At 51.2% G+C, this 19,490-nt stretch carries 17 protein-coding genes and 1 pseudogene; 17 read left to right on the top strand and 1 reads right to left on the bottom strand.

Features of this window, described 5'->3' with window-relative positions; translation table 11 throughout:
- The 14 genes from nuoF (at position 1) to HMPREF0980_RS05845 (ending at position 16,446) form a co-directional block, all read left to right on the top strand.
- Entirely contained in the window at positions 1–1,887 is a 1,887-nt protein-coding gene (gene nuoF / locus HMPREF0980_RS05910) for an NADH-quinone oxidoreductase subunit NuoF (protein ID WP_049728159.1), read from the top strand.
- Between the two features lie 12 nt (positions 1,888–1,899).
- Positions 1,900–3,582, top strand: a complete 1,683-nt coding sequence (locus tag HMPREF0980_RS05905; RefSeq protein ID WP_049728158.1) for a [FeFe] hydrogenase, group A — start codon at positions 1,900–1,902, stop codon at positions 3,580–3,582.
- Positions 3,583–3,863: 281 nt separating this feature from the next.
- Positions 3,864–5,951: a polyribonucleotide nucleotidyltransferase gene (locus HMPREF0980_RS05900; RefSeq protein WP_049728157.1), complete on the top strand. Its 2,088-nt coding sequence runs from the start codon at positions 3,864–3,866 to the stop codon at positions 5,949–5,951.
- A 107-nt stretch (positions 5,952–6,058) separates the two neighbouring features.
- Complete coding sequence (locus HMPREF0980_RS05895) at positions 6,059–6,958, top strand: ketopantoate reductase family protein (protein ID WP_049728156.1); 900 nt, start codon at positions 6,059–6,061, stop codon at positions 6,956–6,958.
- Between the two features lie 30 nt (positions 6,959–6,988).
- On the top strand, positions 6,989–7,168 hold the full coding sequence (locus HMPREF0980_RS05890; protein ID WP_049728155.1) for a hypothetical protein: 180 nt from the start codon (positions 6,989–6,991) through the stop codon (positions 7,166–7,168).
- On the top strand, positions 7,149–7,847 hold the full coding sequence (locus HMPREF0980_RS05885; protein WP_049728154.1) for a hypothetical protein: 699 nt from the start codon (positions 7,149–7,151) through the stop codon (positions 7,845–7,847). The genes HMPREF0980_RS05890 and HMPREF0980_RS05885 overlap by 20 nt, the downstream gene beginning before the upstream one ends.
- A gap of 745 nt (positions 7,848–8,592) precedes the next feature.
- On the top strand, positions 8,593–9,369 hold the full coding sequence (locus HMPREF0980_RS05880; RefSeq protein ID WP_049728153.1) for an ABC transporter ATP-binding protein: 777 nt from the start codon (positions 8,593–8,595) through the stop codon (positions 9,367–9,369).
- Positions 9,370–9,372: 3 nt separating this feature from the next.
- Positions 9,373–11,094, top strand: coding sequence for an ABC transporter permease subunit (locus HMPREF0980_RS05875; RefSeq protein ID WP_084002658.1), 1,722 nt, complete (start codon positions 9,373–9,375; stop codon positions 11,092–11,094).
- The gene (locus HMPREF0980_RS05870; RefSeq protein WP_049728152.1) at positions 11,012–12,007 is read left to right on the top strand and encodes an extracellular solute-binding protein; all 996 of its coding nucleotides are present in this window, start codon (positions 11,012–11,014) and stop codon (positions 12,005–12,007) included. The genes HMPREF0980_RS05875 and HMPREF0980_RS05870 overlap by 83 nt, the downstream gene beginning before the upstream one ends.
- A gap of 31 nt (positions 12,008–12,038) precedes the next feature.
- Positions 12,039–13,148, top strand: coding sequence for a 2-aminoethylphosphonate--pyruvate transaminase (locus HMPREF0980_RS05865; protein WP_049728151.1), 1,110 nt, complete (start codon positions 12,039–12,041; stop codon positions 13,146–13,148).
- Positions 13,148–13,918 (top strand): phosphonoacetaldehyde hydrolase, encoded by a 771-nt coding sequence (phnX, locus tag HMPREF0980_RS05860; RefSeq protein WP_049728150.1) that lies wholly within the window; start codon positions 13,148–13,150, stop codon positions 13,916–13,918. The genes HMPREF0980_RS05865 and phnX overlap by 1 nt, the downstream gene beginning before the upstream one ends.
- Positions 13,919–14,133: 215 nt before the next feature.
- Positions 14,134–14,766: a TetR/AcrR family transcriptional regulator gene (locus HMPREF0980_RS05855; protein WP_049728149.1), complete on the top strand. Its 633-nt coding sequence runs from the start codon at positions 14,134–14,136 to the stop codon at positions 14,764–14,766.
- Entirely contained in the window at positions 14,753–15,649 is an 897-nt protein-coding gene (locus HMPREF0980_RS05850; RefSeq protein ID WP_049728148.1) for an ABC transporter ATP-binding protein, read from the top strand. Before HMPREF0980_RS05855 ends, HMPREF0980_RS05850 begins: the two co-directional genes overlap by 14 nt.
- Positions 15,649–16,446: an ABC transporter permease gene (locus tag HMPREF0980_RS05845; RefSeq protein WP_198146171.1), complete on the top strand. Its 798-nt coding sequence runs from the start codon at positions 15,649–15,651 to the stop codon at positions 16,444–16,446. The genes HMPREF0980_RS05850 and HMPREF0980_RS05845 overlap by 1 nt, the downstream gene beginning before the upstream one ends.
- 14 nt (positions 16,447–16,460) lie before the next feature.
- On the opposite strand, the gene HMPREF0980_RS05840 is transcribed toward HMPREF0980_RS05845, so the two are convergent.
- A complete protein-coding gene (locus HMPREF0980_RS05840) occupies positions 16,461–17,639 on the bottom strand; it encodes a metallophosphoesterase (protein WP_049728147.1) in 1,179 nt (392 codons plus the stop codon).
- A 147-nt stretch (positions 17,640–17,786) separates the two neighbouring features.
- Here HMPREF0980_RS05840 and spoIIIAA point away from each other — a divergent pair.
- From spoIIIAA to spoIIIAC, 3 genes and pseudogenes are all read left to right on the top strand, one after another.
- Positions 17,787–18,738 (top strand): annotated as a pseudogene (spoIIIAA, locus tag HMPREF0980_RS19905) (stage III sporulation protein AA).
- 6 nt (positions 18,739–18,744) lie between these two features.
- A complete protein-coding gene (locus HMPREF0980_RS05830; RefSeq protein ID WP_049728146.1) occupies positions 18,745–19,263 on the top strand; it encodes a stage III sporulation protein AB in 519 nt (172 codons plus the stop codon).
- A gap of 11 nt (positions 19,264–19,274) precedes the next feature.
- Positions 19,275–19,469, top strand: coding sequence for a stage III sporulation protein AC (spoIIIAC, locus tag HMPREF0980_RS05825; protein WP_049728145.1), 195 nt, complete (start codon positions 19,275–19,277; stop codon positions 19,467–19,469).
- The last annotated feature ends 21 nt before the right edge of the window (positions 19,470–19,490 follow it).

Raw genomic sequence — 19,490 nt, 5'->3', positions numbered from 1 at the left:
ATGCAGAAGATAGAAAATGTAGAGAAGCTGCAACAAGTCAGGGAGAATGCCAAGACGGCCATCGCACAGAGCAAGTGCAGAATACTGATCTGTGCAGGTACCGGGTGCCTGGCCGGCGGTTCCGGAGAAATATATGACAAGATGTGCAGCCTTGCGCAGGAATGCCCGGATGTAGAAGTCGAGTTCGGGCCTGAAATCGCCCATGGAGATAACGGCATAGGCATCAAAAAAAGCGGCTGCCACGGGTTCTGTGAGATGGGGCCGCTCATGCGGATCGAGCCGATGGGTATCCTGTATACGAAAGTGTCTGTGGACGACTGTGAGGCAATCTTTGAGAGGACCATAAGGAACGGTGATGTCATCCGGCATCTGCTCTATAAGCAGGACGGCATAGAGTACCAGCGGCAGGAAGAGATACCGTTCTACAAGAGGCAGACCAGGCTCGTCCTGGAGCACTGCGGACATATCGACGCGGAACACATCGAAGAATACATAGCGCATGGAGGATATGAAGCGCTCGGAAAGGTTCTCTTTGACATGAAGCCGGAAGAAGTGGTGCAGGAGATACTTGATTCTAACCTAAGAGGGAGGGGAGGAGGCGGCTTCCAGACCGGATATAAGTGGAGCCAGGTGGCCAGACAGAAGGAAAAGACGAGATATGTCGTCTGTAACGGCGATGAGGGAGATCCGGGCGCGTTCATGGACAGAAGCATCATGGAGGGAGATCCTCACAAGATGATCGAGGGGATGATGATCGCGGCATACGCGGTAGGGGCACAGGAAGGATATATCTATGTGCGGGCGGAATACCCGCTTGCCATCAGCCGCCTGAAGCTCGCCATCAGACAGGCGGAAGAGCGGGGGCTGCTCGGGGATGACATCCTTGGCTCCGGCTTCTCTTTCCGGCTCCATATCAACCGTGGGGCGGGTGCATTCGTGTGCGGCGAGGGAAGCGCCCTTACAGCCTCTATCGAAGGAAGCCGGGGCATGCCGAGGGTGAAGCCTCCCCGCACGGTGGAACAGGGGCTGTTTGCCAAGCCGACCGTACTGAACAATGTGGAGACCTTTGCCAATGTACCTATGATCATAAGCAGAGGGGCGGACTGGTACAAGACGATCGGACCGGAGAACAGTCCGGGAACGAAGGCATTTGCCCTGACGGGGAGTGTAAAGAATACGGGCCTTATCGAAGTACCGATGGGGACGACGCTGCGTGAGGTCATCTTTGATATCGGTGGCGGCATCAAAGGAGACGGCGGCTTTAAGGCAGTGCAGATAGGGGGGCCTTCCGGCGGCTGCCTGATTACCCAGCACCTTGATGTCAATCTGGATTTTGACTCGCTGAAGAAGATGGGGGCGATGATAGGTTCCGGAGGGCTTGTCGTCATGGATGACCATACATGTATGGTAGAGGTCGCACGCTTCTTCATGAACTTCACCCAGAACGAAAGCTGCGGCAAATGTGTTCCGTGCCGCGAGGGCACGAAGCGGATGCTGGAAATACTGGAACGCATCGTGCAGGGCAATGGAAGGGAAGAGGATCTGGATACGCTGGATGAACTGGCGAGGACGATTACCGAGACGGCGCTCTGCGGTCTTGGGAAGAGCGCAGCGCTTCCTGTCATGAGTACGCTTAAGCTGTTCCGTGATGAATATATGGAACATGTGGCAGAGAAAAAGTGCGTATCCCACACATGTACGGCTCTTCGCAGATTTGTCATCAGCCCGGAGCGGTGCAAGGGATGTTCCAAATGTGCCAGAAACTGTCCTGCAGGGGCAATCAGCGGCAAGATCAAAGAACCGTATGCCATCGACGATTCGAGATGTATCAAGTGCGGCGCATGCGAAAGCGCGTGTGCATTCGGTGCAATCCATATAGAAGCATAGGAGGAAAGAGACATGAAATATATGACAATCAACAACCGGAAGGTGGCGTTCGACGATGAAAAGAATGTACTATCTGTCATCCGGAAGTCCGGAATCGATCTTCCTACGTTCTGCTATCATTCTGAACTGTCAACTTACGGCGCGTGCAGGATGTGCGTAGTGGAAGATGACAGAGGGAAGGTGTTCGCCTCCTGCTCCGAGACACCGAGAGAGGGGATGGTGATATACACGAATACGCCAAGGCTCCAGCACCACCGGAAGATGATTCTGGAACTGCTGCTCGCATCCCACTGCAGAGACTGTACGACATGCCGTAAGAACGGCGTCTGTACGTTGCAGAAGCTGGCGCAGCAGCTTGGCGTAAGCTATGTCAGGTTTGAGAACAACAAGCCGCAGCTTCCGCTTGATGAAAGTTCGGACTGTATCGTGCGTGATCCGAACAAATGTATCCTCTGCGGCGACTGTGTCCGTACGTGTGATGAGATACAGGGCCTTGGCGTGCTGGACTTCGCATTCCGGGGCGCCAGGATGCAGGTGATGCCTGCCTTTAACAAAGACCTTGCTAAGACAGACTGTGTAGGCTGTGGACAGTGCAGGGCCGTCTGCCCGACCGGCGCTATCACGATTAAGCAGAACATACGTCCGGTATGGGAAGCGGTCGCCGACAAGGATACCCGTGTCGTCGTGCAGATTGCACCTGCCGTCCGCGTGGCGGTCGGTGACAAATTCGGCATACCGAAGGGTGAGAATTCGCTTGGCAAGCTGGCGGCAGCCCTTAGGAGGATGGGATTTGACGAGATATATGACACGAACTTCGGAGCCGATTTGACGGTAATGGAAGAAGCAAAGGAATTACTGGAACGAATCGAGTCAGGAGATAACCTGCCTCTGTTCACCTCCTGCTGTCCCGGATGGGTGAAATTCTGCGAGAACAAGTATCCCGGCCTGAGGGAGCATATATCCACATGCCGGTCGCCGCAGCAGATGTTCGGCGCCGTGCTGAAAGAGGAGGCGCGTATGGACACAGAGGAGAGGAGGAAGACCATAGTCGTATCTATCATGCCGTGTACCGCGAAGAAGGCGGAGATAAGGCGCCCGGAACATAACACGGACGGAGAGCAGGATGTGGATTATGTCCTCACGACGACGGAAGTGACACGTATGATAAAGGAAGCGGGAATCGACCTTGCCCAGATGCCTTCCGAAGCGCTGGATATGCCATTTGGACTGTCCTCGGGCGCCGGCGCGATATTCGGCGTAACCGGCGGTGTGACGGAGGCCGTCCTGCGCAGGCTCGTCGGAAACAGCAGGCAGGAGGATCTTGAAAACATCAGCTTTACCGGAGTGAGAGGGATAGAGGGAACCAAAGAAGCAGCAGTGACCCTCGGAGAGAGGGAGGTAAAGATTGCAGTAGTTAACGGGCTTAAGTGCGCCGACGAGGTGATGGGCAAGATTCAGTCCGGCGAATTATATTATGACTTCGTGGAAGTCATGGCATGCAGGCGCGGCTGCATCACCGGCGGGGGACAGCCGGTGCCGATAGGGGCGCGGACGAAGAAGGCAAGGCTGGAAGCGCTGTATAAGATAGACACGGTGGCACAGATTAAGCTGTCCAACGAAAACCCTATCATTCAGTCGCTTTACAGCGGCCTGCTGAAAGGAAAAGAGCATAAGCTGCTTCACAACGAAAGATAAGCAGTGTACGATGGACGGGCAGGGCGCCGGAGACCGGAGGCCCTGCCTGGTTTTGCGGAAAAAGTTGATTTGTGGAAAAGAGAAAAAGCAGTGGCGCAATTACGGCAAGTGTGATATAATATCATAGATTGTGGACAGGATTGACAGATCCGAGACCACTGAAAAGTATATTTTTAACTGAAAGTATGTTTTTCAGTAGTTTCGGCGTCTCCTGTCACACAGAAATGTATACTTGTTGAACCGCTGATGTTCAATAAGGTATGAGATAAAAGGAGAACAATATGTATAAGAAATTTGAGATGGAACTGGCCGGAAGGACACTCCGCGTTGATGTGGACAGGGTTGCAAAGCAGGCCAACGGAGCAGTATTCATGCACTACGGAGATACGACGGTACTCTGTACAGCCACGGCTTCTGAAAAGCCGAGGGAGGGAATCGACTTCTTCCCGTTAAGCGTGGAATATAATGAGAGATTGTATTCTGTAGGCAAGATTCCGGGAGGGTTTAACAAGAGAGAGGGAAAGGCTTCCGAAAATGCGGTACTCACATGCCGTGTCATCGACCGTCCGATGCGTCCTCTGTTTCCAAAGGATTACCGTAATGACGTGACGCTTGAAAACCTTGTCATGTCAGTGGATCAGGACTGCAGCCCAGAGCTGACGGCCATGATTGGTGCGGCGATTGCTACGACGATTTCAGACATTCCGTTTGACGGACCGATATCTACGACTCAGGTAGGACTTGTGGACGGCGGGCTCGTATTCAACCCGACTGCTGCCCAGAAGGAAGCTTCCGATATGGCGCTCACCGTGGCGTCCACAAAAGATAAAGTAATCATGATCGAAGCCGGTGCCAGCGAGGTTCCGGAAGACAAGATGCTTGAAGCCATCTTTGCGGCGCATGAGCTGAACCAGAAGGTGATTGCATTCATCGATACTATCGTAGCTGAGTGCGGTAAGCCGAAGCATTCATATGAAAGCTGTGCAGTTCCGGCGGAACTGTTCGATGCGATAAAGGAACTCGTTCCTCCACAAGAGATGGAAGAGGCGGTATTTACGGATGACAAACAGACACGTGAGGGAAATATCCGTGTCATCACAGATAAGTTAGAAGAAGCATTTGCAGACAAGGAAGAGTGGCTGGAGGTGCTCGGTGAAGCAGTATACCAGTACCAGAAGAAGACGGTCCGCAAGATGATTTTAAAAGATCACAAGCGTCCGGACGGCAGAGCTATCGATGAGATTAGGCCGCTTGCGGCAGAGACCGACCTGATTCCGAGAGTACATGGTTCTGCCATGTTCACACGCGGACAGACACAGATATGTACCGTCACGACACTGGCGCCGCTGGCGGAAGCGCAGAGGCTGGACGGACTGGATGAGGCAGAGACATCCAAGAGATATATGCATCATTATAATTTCCCATCATACTCCGTCGGCGAGACAAGACCGTCAAGAGGACCCGGCCGCCGTGAAATCGGTCACGGGGCGCTGGCCGAGCGAGCGCTCATACCTGTGCTGCCGAGCGAGACAGAATTTCCTTACGCTATCCGTACGGTTTCGGAGACATTTGAATCGAACGGCTCCACGTCCCAGGCGAGCATCTGTGCGTCCTCCATGTCCCTCATGGCTGCCGGTGTCCCAATCAAGGCTGCCGTTGCAGGCATCTCGGCGGGACTTGTGACAGGAGACACGGATGATGACTATCTTGTATTGACCGATATCCAGGGGCTGGAGGACTTTTTCGGCGACATGGACTTCAAAGTTGCGGGAACGCATAAAGGTATCACGGCTATCCAGATGGACATCAAGATCCATGGCCTGACAAGACCGATAATTGAAGAAGCTATCGCGACGACGAAGAAAGCAAGAACGTTTATCCTGGACGAAGTGATGAATAAGACGATTGCCGAGCCGAGGGCAGAGGTGGGTCCATATGCACCAAAGATTATCCAGATGCAGATCGATCCGCAGAAGATTGGCGATGTAGTGGGCCAGCGCGGTAAGACAATCAATGCGATTATAGAGCAGACAGGCGTCAAGATTGACATTACGGATGACGGCGCAGTCTCCATCTGCGGCGTGGAAGCAGACAGCATGGCTGAGGCGAAGCGGCTCGTTGAAATTATCGTCACGGACTTTGAGGCCGGACAGATTCTCGAAGGAAAGGTAGTCAGCATCAAAGAGTTTGGCGCTTTTCTCGAATTTGCACCGGGCAAAGAAGGCATGGTTCATATTTCCAAGATTTCAAAGGAGAGGATCAATCATGTAGAAGACGTACTGACGCTTGGTGATATTGTCACGGTCGTGTGCCTTGGCAAGGACAAGATGGGACGTATCTCTTTCAGCATGAAAGATGTCGCAAAATAGATGCAGGAAGAACCACAGAATACAGGGAACTGTTTCTGTGGTTTTCTTTACATAAAGGGCCTGCTTGCCATAAGCAGACATCATAATCCAGAAGGAGGATATGCAAGATGAAAGTATATATCGTAGGGATGGGCGCCCTCGGCGTCATGTATGCAGACTATATTAAGGAACACGGCGGTGACGTGTCATTCGTCATGAACGAGGAGCGGCTTTTAAGATACCAGGATAAGCCGGTTGTCTGTAACGGCAGGGAACAGGTATTTTCTATGGTGGATGAGGAAAAGGCAGATGCGGCAGACCTTGTAATCGTGGCTGTCAAGTACAATGGCATCAAGTCTGCCATACAGACGATGAAGAACTGTATCGGGAAGGATACGATTATCATGTCTGTCATGAATGGAATAAGCAGCGAGGATATCATAGCGGGAACATACGGGAGCGAAAAGCTGATTTATACCGTAGCCCAGGGCATGGATGCCATGAAGGCAGGAAACAGGCTCAAGTATACGCAGATGGGCGAGCTGTGCATCGGAAGCAGGGAGAAGATGCAAGAGCGCAATGTAGAGCAGGTGGCAGCTTATTTTGAAAGCATCGGTATGCCATATACGACAGATAAAGACATCATGCACAGAATCTGGGGCAAGTTCATGCTGAATGTCGGTGTGAACCAGACCTGCATGGCATATGGTACGACATATGAAGGCGTGCTGAAGCCGGGGGAGGCCCACGACATGATGCTTCAGGCCATGCGTGAAGTGATATCTGCCGCGAATGCAGAGGGGATAGCACTTGGAGAAGAGGACCTGGAGTTCTACGTAGGCCTTCTGAAGAAGCTGGATCCGGACGGCTATCCGTCGATGGCACAGGACAGAGTAGCAAGACGGCCATCAGAAGTAGAGATGTTTGCAGGGACAGTCATCCCTGTGTGCGAAAGGCATGGCATACCGGCGCCTGCCAACAGGAAACTGTATGAGATGGTGAAGGCGGTAGAAGAAGAGTACGCATAGGTACTAGGCCGCAGGCAACGGCGGAGGCGGATGATATGTACCAATACGAACAGAAGAGCAAGCACACCGGTAGAAGCAGAAGGCTGGAGATGCACGCGGGACAGAGACGGGAACCTGTTATCCAAAGATCATACACAGGTTCTGGGCCGGCGGAGCGATGAGCAGGCAGTCCTTCGGGAACATCTTGGCAATGCAGGAAAGAATCAATGACCAGAACCGGTCGGACAGGCGGAAACTCTGGAAGGAAAAATGGAAGCAGATCCTCTGGACCGTGAGGGACATCAATCAGTTGAGGGCAGACGGGCTGGAGGGCCAGCTGGAACAACTGAGAGCAAGTGGAGTCAGGGTCATGGACGCAGGCGAACTGCTGTCGGGCATGACAAAGATAACCGATATGGCTGGACCTGGATACATGGCAAGAGTGGCAGGCAGCATACATGGCGGCATTTATATGGATACGGATATCGGCGCCGGTTCGGTGGATCTGTCAGAACCTCTGTACCACCGTGACAGTGACGGTACGATACCGCTTGCCGGAGTACAGGTGCAGAACAGCCAGGCATATGAACGGCAGAAAAGGGATGGCAGGTTCGGCCCTATGCCCCCGGAGCTGGCCAGATCTGGTATAACCCAGGAGGACTGGAACCTGTTCCAGAGTACGCTCATGGATTTCCCAAAGCCTGTGTTTAACTACTTTTTCGCAAGCCGTCCCCGAAATCCCAAGATAGTAGCGGCGGCAAGCCGAATGCTGGCAGATCCGCTGGAAAGCGGCATGAATGTCATGGATGCTTTATTTACCGATAGTGACAGGCCCGAAGATTGGATGGTGCAGTGGCTGCTGGATCTGCAGTGGGCTACTTCGGCCAGCGATATGCAGGAAGGGACATAAAAGATTACGAGTAGAAAAAGGTATATACCTTTTATATAGGAGGAATGCTATGAAGCCAGACCGCGGACAGGGAGCCGGGTGGCATCTGCTTCACTAACAAGGGCGAGGGCGGCTGTGTGGCGTTACTGGCCAGCGGATGACCGCTGGCTGCGTGAGATGAGTGAAAATATTACAAGCTTAACATGTGCAGCATAGAGAACAAATTAGTCGTTGTATAGCGACTGCAGCGAGGCGTGCACGTCGTTGCTGCAAGAAGAGCCGGAACCAGGCAGGGGTATCATATCACATCCCCGTACCTGATTCCGGCTCTTCTTATATTAGGATTTCTTTTCATCAAAGGGCTTTAGCTTGCTAAGCCCTATATCACTATGCTTACATAGCAATGCCCTACCGTTAGCCGACAGCGCCACACAGCCACCCCCGCCCGTGCCAGTAAAGTAGATAGCCGCCGGGGAGGTATGGGACAGATGCGAAGGTATAAGCGGAAGGGGCGGAGAATCCTCACCAGATTCCTTGGCCCGTGGGGTGTGAGCCGCTATCGGCGAACATTCCACAGGCTTAGGAATCTGTGTGATAGTCGCAGTCCCGGACGCATCGCAGCAGATGCCCCTGCCTTCCCAGCGGCGTCAACTTCACTAAACTCCCATTTTTACGTAAGTTTAACACAGATCTCATCATATCAGTGGGGTTCATGCTGTAAAGTGGTCCATGTGCTAAGTGACATATGAAAGGAGTTATAAAGGTAATGTTGAGATTAGAAAATATCAGTAAATCATTTGACGGCGTGCCTGTACTAAAAGATATCAGCCTGGAGATCGAGAAGGGCGAGATCGTATCCATCCTTGGTCCGTCAGGCAGCGGCAAGACGACGCTTTTAAACCTGATTCTTGGACTTACGGACGTGGACGGGGGGAGGATTGTGTATGACGGAAATGACCTTACGAAGACGCCGATGGAAGAGAGGGGCTTCAATATCGTATTTCAGGACTATGCGCTGTTTCCCCATCTGAACGCATATAAGAACATTACATATGGCCTCCGCAATAAGCCGGACATCTCGTCGAAAGAGGAGGTGGAGGAGCTTATCGATTTGCTCGGGCTGCGGGAACATCTGGACAAACGCATAGATCAGCTCTCCGGTGGACAGAAACAGCGTGTGGCACTCGCAAGGACGATGGTGATGAAGCCGAAGATATTATTGCTGGATGAACCACTCAGCGCACTGGACGGAGTGATAAAAGAATCCATCAAAGACAGAATCAAGACGATAGCCAAAGAGTATAATCTGACGACTATTATCGTGACCCATGACCCGGAAGAAGCGCTGACATTATCGGACCGTGTGCTTATAGTCAATGAAGGGGCCATCTCACAGTACGGGAGGCCGGAAGAAATCATCAGCCGCCCTGGCAACAGTTTTGTGAAGGAATTTATATTGAACCAGCTTGAAATCAAAAGAAATAATATATTTTCTCTGTTTGACGGTCCTCTCGTCTCTGAGCCTGCATGGCAGGCGGGGTAAGCCATGGTCAGGAAAAAGAATACAGAAGCCAGGATTATCTGGCTATTGGTTTGTATAATGTTTGCGGCTTTTCTTGCATACCCGGCCATCCTGCTTCTTGTGGAATCTTTTAGGGGAGAAAGTGGCTTTTCCTTCCAGAACTACGCGGAAGTGTTCGGGACGAAAGGATTTGCCAGAGCGCTTCGCAACAGTTTTGCCATATCCGCAGGGGGATCGGTCATTACGACATGTCTGGCGTTCGTGCTGGCCTATACGGTAAATTATACGAACGTTAGCCGCACATTTAAGAAAGGGGTGCGGACGCTGGCCGTGCTGCCCATGCTGCTGCCGACAATCACGTACGGATTTGCTATTATCTATTCCTTCGGGAAGCAGGGGCTGTTTACGAAGCTGCTCGGACGACAGCTGTTTGACATATACGGTATTGCAGGCTTGCTCATCGGCTATGTCATCTATACGCTTCCGGTTGCGTTCATGCTCATCCACAATACGATGGGATATATAGACAGGAAATTCATGGTCGTATCCCGCGTGATGGGAGACGATGCGCTGTCTTCCTTCCTTGGGACGGTGGCACGGCCGCTGGTCGGAACTCTGGCCGTTTCTTTTATACAATGCTTCTTCCTCTGTTTTACAGACTTCGGCATACCGGCGTCTGTTGGGGGACGGTTTGAAGTCGTGGCAGTCGTGCTGTATAAAGAGATGCTGGGAAGCGTACCGAACTTCCAGAACGGAGCGGTCGTGGCGATGGTAATGCTGCTGCCGTCTGTCGTCAGCATATGGATCATTCATTATCTGGAACGCTACAATATTCGTTACAGCAAGCTGTCAGAGATAGAGATCAAGAAGAACAAAGTGAGGGATACGGCATGTGCCGCTGTTACGTCTGCCGTCTTGCTGTTCGTCGCCGCGGTGTTTGCAGTAATCTTCATCGTGCCATTTGTCAAAGGATGGCCTTATGATATGAGCTTTACGCTGGACAATGTCCGGAACGTGTTCGCAGACAGCGCGCTCACGGCAGTGTATGGGAATTCCCTGTATGTGGCCGCAGCTACAGCGGTGCTCGGCACGCTGCTCGCATACGGAGCGGCGGTCGTGACGGCAAGAAGCACGATTTCAAGCAGATTCAAAGGCGTGATAGAGGGCATTGCCTCGGTGACGAACACGTTACCGGGCATGGTGCTCGGCATAGCATTTATGCTGGCGTTTACTGGAAGCAGCCTGCAGAGCACATTTGCCATACTTATCCTCTGCAACCTGATACATTTCTTTGCCACACCTTACATGATGATGAAGAATTCTCTGGCAAAGATGAATCTGTCCTGGGAAAAGACGGCAAAGCTCATGGGAGACAGCTGGCTTAAGACGCTAGCCAGGATTGTGACGCCAAATGCCTTGTCCACCCTGGTTGAAGTCTTTGGCTACTATTTTATCAATGCAATGGTGACGGTAAGTGCAGTGATCTTCCTTGCCGGTGCCAGGACGATGGTCATAACGACGAAGATCAAAGAACTACAGCATTTTGCAAAGTTTAACGAGATATTTGTACTATCGCTGCTCATATTGTTTACCAATCTGGCAGCCAAGCTGATAATCCGCCTGCTTGCAGGCCAAAAATGGAAAGAGAGAAGGAGAGTTGAACATGAAGAGAATAAAAAGAATATTAATTGTGGTGCTGGCTCTGGGGCTTTTATCCGGCATGACGCTCACAGGGTGCAAAAATAAGGCAGAGGCGGCAGACAACGAGGTGGTGTTATATACAAACGCAGACGACGAGGCTGTAGAAGCTATGAAGAACGCCCTCGATAATCATGGCTTTGAAGGGAAATACATCGTACAGACCTTCGGTACGTCTGAACTGGGCGGCAAGCTGCTTGCAGAGGGAAATGACATCGAGGCGGACCTGATTACCATGAGCTCTTTCTATCTGGAAAGCGCACAGAAAGAACATGAGATGTTTGCAGATCTCACATTTGAGACAGGGGCGATGGAGGAATATCCAGCCTATTATACGCCGATTACGGCACAGGAAGGGGCGATTATCTATAACACCGAGATGCTGAAGGAAAATGACCTGCCAGTTCCTGGATCAATCAAAGACCTTGCAGATCCGGTTTACAAGGATATGATTTCCGTGACAGACATCCAGAGTTCATCTACGGCTTGGCTGCTGATCCAGGCGATCGTAAATGAATATGGCGAGGATGGGGCAAAGGGTATTCTTACAGATATCTATGCCAATGCAGGAGCGCATATCGAAGATTCCGGATCTGGACCGATCAAGAAGGTACGTGCGGGAGAAGTGGCAATCGGATTTGGACTCAGGCATCAGGCCGTAGCGGATAAAGAAGAAGGGCTTCCTATTGATTACGCAGACCCCTCAGAAGGCAACTTTACACTTACAGAGTCTGTGGCTGTCGTAGAGAAAGACAGCGGTAAAAAAGACCTGTCGATGGAAATGGCAGAATGTATTATCAAATATGGAAGGGAAGAGCTGCTTGAGACATATCCGATTCCACTCTATGACGGAGAAAAGGCTGACGATGCCAATCAATCAGGCAATCCAAAAGTATTTTCCGAGAAGCTGTCTGTTGACCTGCTGGAAAAGCATCAGGCACTATCTGAAGAATGCAAATAGAAAAAGGACATTAAAGAGAGGGAACAAGAAAATGAATGATTATAAACTTTTGACACCAGGTCCGCTCACGACGACAGAGTCGGTGAAAGGAGAAATGCTGTTTGACCATTGTACATGGGATGACGATTATAAGAAAATCACGCTTGATATCAGGAGAGAGCTGCTGTCTCTGGCACATGTGGAGGAAGAGGATCATACGGTTGTGCTCATGCAGGGGAGCGGTACATTCGGCGTAGAGTCTGTCCTGACCAGCATCATCGGCAAGGATGAGAAGCTTCTCATCGTGGCCAACGGGGCTTATGGTGAGCGGATGACGGATATTGCAGACCACAGCGGGCTATCTTATACCGTGTATCGTGAGCATTACGACAAGGTTCCTTCGTCGGATGCTGTTCAGCGGATGCTGAAGGACGATGCTTACATTACGCATGTTGCCATGGTGCACAGCGAGACGACGTCGGGAATACTGAATGATATAGAAGCAGTAGCGAAAGTAGTAAAAGCAGAGGGGAAAACGTTCATTGTCGATGCCATGTCAAGCTTTGGGGGCGTAGACATGGATGTAGAGAAGATTGGAATCGATTTTCTCGTCAGCAGCGCCAACAAGTGCATCCAGGGCGTACCGGGATTTTCCTTTGTCATCTGCAGAAAAGACAAGCTCATGGAGAGCCGGGGCAAGGCCAGGAGCCTGTCGCTCGACCTGTATGACCAATGGAAGACGATGGATAAGGATGGGAAATGGCGGTTCACATCACCGACACATGTGGTGCTCGCCTTCTCCAAGGCGTTAAAAGAGCTGGAGGAGGAAGGCGGCATACCCGCCAGGGCAAAGCGTTATGCACGCAGTAACCGGCTTCTCATTAAAAAGATGAAGGAATTTGGAGTGAAGCCTTATATAGACGAGAAGAATCAAGGTCCGATAATTACTACATTTTATTATCCGGAAAGCAGCAGCTTTTCCTTTCAGGAGATGTATGATTATATCAAAGAGAGAGGCTACGCCATCTATCCGGGCAAGGTGACAGAGGCGGATACGTTCCGCATCGGCAATATCGGTGAGATATATGAGACGGATATCATAAAGCTTGCAGATATTTTCCGGCAGTTCTTTCAGGAACATGGATTGGAGGTGACAGAATAATGCAGAAGACGGAATTGGTGATATTTGACTGGGCCGGGACGACGGTCGATTACGGATGCTTTGCACCGGTGCAGGCGTTCGTAGAAGCATTCCGGACGTACGGGATAGAGCCTGCGATGGAAGAAGTGAGAAAGCCGATGGGGATGCTTAAGATAGACCATATCCGCACGATGCTTGAGATGCCGAGGATATCCGGTCTCTGGAAAGAATGCCAGGGTCGGGGGTGGAACGAGGAGGATGTGGAGGCTGTCTACAAGAATATGGAGCGGCGGACGCTTGAAATCCTTCCACAATTTGCCGAAGTCAAACCGTACGTTCTGGAGGTCGTGGAAGAGCTCAGGTCGTTGGGAATCAAAATCGGCTCCACGACAGGCTATACGGATGAGATGATGGAAATCGTAGTCCCTGCCGCAAGAGCAGATGGCTATGTGCCGGATATGTGGGTCAGCCCGAATTCTGTCAAGAATATGGGAAGGCCATATCCGTACATGATTTTCCGCAATATGGAGACCCTCCAGGCGTCTTCCGTCAGCGGCGTCATCAAAGTAGGCGATACGGTGGCAGATATCAAGGAAGGGAAAAACGCAGGCGTAACGACAGTCGGGATTGTGGAAGGGAGTTCCGTCATGGGACTCTCCCGGACAGAATATGAGGCACTGGATGACAGCGGAAAGCTGGAACGGTGCAGAAGGGCAGAAGCCATATATAATGAGGCAGGAGCAGACTTTATCATAAAAGATATGCGCGGGCTGCTAGACATCATCGCATAGGGGACAGACCCCTATGGTAGAAAGGGGACAGACCCCTTCAAGCAGGGACAGACCCCTATGCGAAAGGGACAGACCTTGTAGAGGGGTCTGGCCCTTTTGCTTTATCTTGAAACTTTTGCGGCAAGGGGTTGTAAAATATAGTCAATAGGGTATTGTTATAGATAAGGGATGACCGAAGCGGTCAAACCGGTCTGGACAATGTAAGGGGTGAGAAGATGAATGAGAAGTTTTATACGCTTTCGGAAGAGAAGCGGCAAAGCATCATCAATGCGGCCATGGAGGTGTTCTCCCAGAATGAGTACAAACGTGCCTCCACGGACTTGATAGCGTCGAAGGCGGGTGTGTCCAAAGGGCTTCTGTTTTATTATTTTCATAATAAGAAGGAGTTGTATCTATACCTGTATGGCTATGTGATGGATGTGATGAAGGAACAGGTGGTGGATAAGAAATTTAATGAGATAACCGATTTCTTCGGACTGCTTTCCTATGCATCCCAAAAGAAGGTGAAAGTGCTGAACAAGAATCCGTACATAACGGACTTCGCCATGCGGGCGTTCTATTCAGAGAAGGAAGATGTGTCTGACGAGTTGAAGCAGATCAACCTATCCCAGATAGAAGTAATGTATCAAATGTATTTTGGCAATATCGACGCCTATAAGTTCAAGGAAGATGTAGAACCATATATGGTGATGAAGATGCTCATATGGATGGCGGACGGCTACCTGCATGATCTTAGGATGTCGGGAAAACCGATGTATGTGGATATGCTGCTGGAGGAGTTTGACCGATGGATGGATATGTTTAGAAAGCTCGTATATAAGGAGGAATACTTGGATGGGCGTGATTGAGATCAGCAATATAACAAAAGACTATGGGAGAGGACGCGGAGTCTTTGATGTGAGCTTCTCTGTAGAGAAGGGAGAAGTCCTCGGCTTCCTCGGTCCTAACGGGGCAGGCAAGACTACGACGATCCGCCAGCTCATGGGGTTCATCAAACCTGACAGCGGAAGTCTGTCAATCCAGGGGATGGACTGTTTTAAAAAAGCGGATAAGATTCAGAAATCAGTCGGGTATCTTCCGGGAGAGATTGCATTCATAGATTCTATGAACGGTATGGAGTTCATAAGATTTGTGGCGAAGATGAAGAAGATGAAGGGGATGGATCGGGCACACGAGCTTATGGAGCTGTTCGAACTGAACGCGTCGGGGAAGTTGAAAAAGATGTCCAAAGGGATGAAGCAGAAGATAGGCATCGTCTGCGCCTTCATGGACACGGGGGCGGATATCCTGATTCTTGATGAGCCGACGAGCGGCCTGGATCCGCTCATGCAGAACCGGTTCGTGGAACTGATACTTGCGGAAAAGGAACGAGGCAGGACAATCCTCATGTCTTCTCACATGTTCGAGGAAGTCGAGCGTACCTGCGACCGGGCGGCAATCATCCGTGACGGCAGGCTTGTCGCGGTGGAAGATATGGATAAGCTGAGAGAGGGCAGGCAGAAGACGGTGGAGATTACCTTTCTGGCGGCTGCGATGGCGGCAGATTTTGCTTCCGCTTTTCCGAAGGCGGTATGCCAGGACGGGTCCAGGACAGTGACTGCGCGAGTCGGACGGAATCTGGATTCCTTTGTAAAACAAGCCGGTACGTATACGGTGACGGATCTGAACGTGCGTACGCAGAGCCTGGAAGAATTCTTCCTGCATTTCTACGGAGAGGGGGCGGCGGAATAATGAATACGACGTTATTTAAAAAAGAGATCAAATCCAACTGGATACTGCTCGCCATCTTTCTGGCGGTGCTCGGCATGTACGGCAGCATGATTACCATGATGTTCGACCCAAAGATGGGGGACGGCCTCCGGGCGATGGCAGACAGCATGCCAGGCATGTTCGCGGCATTCGGAATGACAAATGTGGGAGCCACCCTGCTTGAATTCGTATCAAGCTATCTGTATGGCGTGCTGTATGTCGCGTTCCCAGGCGTCTTTATCATAATTCTGGCAAACAGGCTGGCGGCACGTTATGTAGACAACGGCTCCATGGCATATCTGCTGGCGGCTCCGGTGAAGAGATGGAAGATTATGCTGACGCAGGCGCTGTTCCTTCTGTTGTGCCTTGTCATCATGGTAGGGTTTGCGACCGGCCTGATTCTTATCGTCAGCGAAGTGCTGTTTCCCGGAGAGATGGATATGAAAGCATTCCTGCGGCTCAACACAGGCCTTCTGGGACTGCTCGTATTCTTCGGCGGTGCAGGCATGTGTGCCTCCTGCTTCTGCAATGAATCGAAGAATGCTTCCGCCATAAGTACGGCTGTCGTAGTATACTCCCTGCTGCTGCAGATGATATCAAGGGTGGGAGAGAAGTTTGAAAGCCTGAAATATGCTACCCCTCTGACGTTGTTCGATATCGACGGTCTGAGCGCGGGGGACGGCCAGGCATGGCTGATGTGCGCAGCCCTGTATGGGGCGGGAATTGTACTGATGGCTGCAGGCATAGAAAGATTCAGCAGAAGAGACCTGCCGCTTTAAGCGGCAGGTCTCTTCTATCGGAAGGATACATTTATGGCGCATATTTCACTCTTCGTGCCGACCCTCATATTCGGACCGAATACGCCGACACCGGAGGTGACAATATTGTGCATCTTACCTTTCTTCAAGTATCCGTATGCATTTTCCCACATAAGCTTTATCGTTACATTGCCGGGGAACATCTGTCCGTCGTGCGTATGACCGCACAGATCCAGATCCACCCCCGCTCGTGCAAGCGCATCCAGTTCCTTCGGCTCATGGTCGATGACGATGACAGGCTTGTCCAAATCCATACCTTCTGTCAGCTCTTCCGCAGTCCTGCGTACATCGATTCCTCTGCCGGGCCTCTCTTCATCGGCCCTGCCATACAGGTAGAAGTAATCCTCGATCAATATCCCCTCGTCCCTGAGCAGGGTGATGCCGGAGTCTGTGAGGAACCGGTCCATCCGCGGGTCACTTACTTTCTTCTCGTCATGGTTGAACGTGAAGCCGGCAAGAATCTTCTCCTGTACATCGTGATTGCCATAGCAGGCATATACGCCATAGGAGCTTTTGATGCCCCGCAGCGTCGCTGCTATTTTGTCCGGGTCATCCAGGGCATCGAAGTCATTGTCGAAGAAGTCGCCGGCTATGACGACGAGATCGGGATTTTGCGCGTTTATCTTCTGCACCATCTGCTTCATCTCATGATTACCGGTGTTGTATCCAAGATGCAGGTCAGCGGTCAGCACGACTTTCATGGAATGGATATTACCGGCATCTTTATCTATCGACACGTCATATTCTGTCGTACGGATATGTTTCCCATTCAGGAAGCCGTATACGCTGACGGACAATATGGCTGCGATGCATACCGCGCCGGCCGCGACGAAAGTCCGGCGGGATGAGAGCCGCTGCCGGTCGACTTTGATAATATATTTCAGCATGATGCGGATAAGGTCGGCTGCAGCTACGGTCAGCAGGATGTAGCACACCGTTCCAAACCAGATGTTCGTGAGCGTCTTGAGCCATCTCACAGGCCAGAAAAAGGATATGAGGATGGAAAGGGCAAAGAAGCTGTAGACGACGAGCACAGCAGCGCGGACCGGACGCTTTTTGAAATGGTGGGTGCAGGCGCTCATCCAGCGGATGAGCCAGCGGAATACATATATGTTCAGAAGTATATAGACCGGAGCAAGAAAAACAGCAATCATAATATGAGAACCTCTCTTTATCTTTAGTCTGAATGCCCCCAGCCGGTAAAGGTACGAATCCTCTGCCCTCTGAGGGCATTAAGATTGTAACATATTTGGTAATAAATTGAAAGGCTGTACATATATTGTGTAAAGAGGTGGACAAAGATGCAAAGAGACAGGATATTGAAGGTGCTGCCCATGAAAGTACGCCGGCTCATCGAAGAAGAACAGCTCCAGTTCGACTATCTGCAGGAGATCAGACTGAGGACAGGCAAGCCGCTTCTTATGGTTTACCGGGGAGATGAGCTTATGACAGGGCCGGGGCGTGGCGGACCCTACATTGTTACAAAGGAGGATATCAGAGAGATGATGGGATATATCAGCAACTATTCGCTGTACGCATATGAACAGGAGATGAAACAGGGTTTCATAACGATTGAAGGAGGACACAGAGTGGGAATGACCGGACAGGCGATCATAGAGGACGGAAAAGTAAAAAACATCAAATACGTATCTTCCGTAAATCTGCGGATTGCACATGAAGTGATTGGATGTGCGGATGCAGTATTCCCGTATGTCTCATGCAACAGGCAACTGTGCCATACGCTCGTCATATCGCCCCCCCAGGTGTGGTAAGACAACGCTTCTAAGAGATATGATACGCCAGATATCAGACGGAAATGCGTGGGTGAGGGGGATGTCGGTCGGAGTGGTGGATGAGCGCTCTGAAATCGGAGGCTGTTATATGGGGGTGGCTCAGAATCATCTCGGGATGCGCACGGACGTACTGGACTGCTGCCCTAAGGCAGAAGGCATGATAATGCTCATACGGTCCATGAGCCCTGAGGTGCTGGCGGTAGATGAAATCGGGGCCGCGGAAGATGTACATGCTGTCGAATATGCAATGCACTGCGGATGCAAGATGCTTGCCAGCATACACGGCGCCTCCATGGAGGAGATCAGGAAGAAGCCGCTGCTTGGCAGGCTCGTACAGGAAAAACGGTTTGAACGGTACATCGTGCTTGGCAGCCATCTGCATCCCGGACAGATAGAAGGAATATATGACGGCCGGGGAACGCTTCTGTATGAAGAACAGCCGGCGGGACAAGAGGTGTAGCCAGTGATGTTGAAGATAGCAGGCGGACTGCTGCTCATTGCGGGAACAACGCTGATGGGGATGAGGGCAGCCTCCGGAATTCAGGATGAGTACAGGCAGATGCAGTATCTGCAGCAGATCATCTATCTGCTGCAGAGCGAGATACGATACAGTAGAGCTTATCTCGGAGAGGCGTTCCTACATATCAAGGAACAGGTCCGGGAACCGTATGCAGGCTGGCTTGCGCAGATGAGCAGGAGCATGGACAGCAGAGAAGGCGGAATGTTCTCAGATATATGGGAGAGCGGGACGGAAGCATATCTGTCAGAAGCCGGGCTCCCGGAGGAAGAGAGAAAAAGACTGGCGGCCCTTGGGGGAAGACTTGGGGCGGCAGACATGGATATGCAGGTCAAGACGCTGGAGCTTTATCAGGAACAGCTGGCTGTTTCCATGTCGGAAAAAAGAGAAGGAATGAGGACGAAGATGAGATTATGCCGCTGCCTTGGAGTCATGGGCGGCATATTTCTGACAGTCCTGCTTGTATAGAGGAGGCGTGTATGAGTGTTAATCTGATATTTAAAATTGCGGCTGTCGGGATACTGGTATCGGTACTGAGCCAGGTATTGAAGCACAGCGGCAGGGAAGAGCAGGCTTTTCTGACAAGCCTTGCAGGACTGCTTCTCGTGCTGTTTTGGATCGTACCGTATATCTACGATCTGTTCGAGTCGATCAAGAAATTATTTTCACTTTAAATAAATAAAGAGGGGTTGCCT

Origin of the sequence: Dorea sp. D27, from assembly GCF_001185345.1 — a bacterium.
Taxonomy (GTDB): domain Bacteria; phylum Bacillota; class Clostridia; order Lachnospirales; family Lachnospiraceae; genus Extibacter.
This window is presented reverse-complemented; position numbering and strand designations above follow the sequence as displayed.

Excerpts from the sequence above, each read along its gene's own strand:
- nuoF (WP_049728159.1), top strand. The coding sequence starts at position 1 with ATGCAGAAGATAGAAAATGTAGAGAAGCTGCAACAAGTCAGGGAGAAT.
- HMPREF0980_RS05905 (WP_049728158.1), top strand. The coding sequence starts at position 1,900 with ATGAAATATATGACAATCAACAACCGGAAGGTGGCGTTCGACGATGAA.
- HMPREF0980_RS05900 (WP_049728157.1), top strand. The coding sequence starts at position 3,864 with ATGTATAAGAAATTTGAGATGGAACTGGCCGGAAGGACACTCCGCGTT.
- HMPREF0980_RS05895 (WP_049728156.1), top strand. The coding sequence starts at position 6,059 with ATGAAAGTATATATCGTAGGGATGGGCGCCCTCGGCGTCATGTATGCA.
- HMPREF0980_RS05890 (WP_049728155.1), top strand. The coding sequence starts at position 6,989 with ATGATATGTACCAATACGAACAGAAGAGCAAGCACACCGGTAGAAGCA.
- HMPREF0980_RS05885 (WP_049728154.1), top strand. The coding sequence starts at position 7,149 with ATGCAGGAAAGAATCAATGACCAGAACCGGTCGGACAGGCGGAAACTC.
- HMPREF0980_RS05880 (WP_049728153.1), top strand. The coding sequence starts at position 8,593 with ATGTTGAGATTAGAAAATATCAGTAAATCATTTGACGGCGTGCCTGTA.
- HMPREF0980_RS05875 (WP_084002658.1), top strand. The coding sequence starts at position 9,373 with ATGGTCAGGAAAAAGAATACAGAAGCCAGGATTATCTGGCTATTGGTT.
- HMPREF0980_RS05870 (WP_049728152.1), top strand. The coding sequence starts at position 11,012 with ATGAAGAGAATAAAAAGAATATTAATTGTGGTGCTGGCTCTGGGGCTT.
- HMPREF0980_RS05865 (WP_049728151.1), top strand. The coding sequence starts at position 12,039 with ATGAATGATTATAAACTTTTGACACCAGGTCCGCTCACGACGACAGAG.
- phnX (WP_049728150.1), top strand. The coding sequence starts at position 13,148 with ATGCAGAAGACGGAATTGGTGATATTTGACTGGGCCGGGACGACGGTC.
- HMPREF0980_RS05855 (WP_049728149.1), top strand. The coding sequence starts at position 14,134 with ATGAATGAGAAGTTTTATACGCTTTCGGAAGAGAAGCGGCAAAGCATC.
- HMPREF0980_RS05850 (WP_049728148.1), top strand. The coding sequence starts at position 14,753 with ATGGGCGTGATTGAGATCAGCAATATAACAAAAGACTATGGGAGAGGA.
- HMPREF0980_RS05845 (WP_198146171.1), top strand. The coding sequence starts at position 15,649 with ATGAATACGACGTTATTTAAAAAAGAGATCAAATCCAACTGGATACTG.
- HMPREF0980_RS05840 (WP_049728147.1), bottom strand. The coding sequence starts at position 17,639 with ATGATTGCTGTTTTTCTTGCTCCGGTCTATATACTTCTGAACATATAT.
- HMPREF0980_RS05830 (WP_049728146.1), top strand. The coding sequence starts at position 18,745 with ATGTTGAAGATAGCAGGCGGACTGCTGCTCATTGCGGGAACAACGCTG.
- spoIIIAC (WP_049728145.1), top strand. The coding sequence starts at position 19,275 with ATGAGTGTTAATCTGATATTTAAAATTGCGGCTGTCGGGATACTGGTA.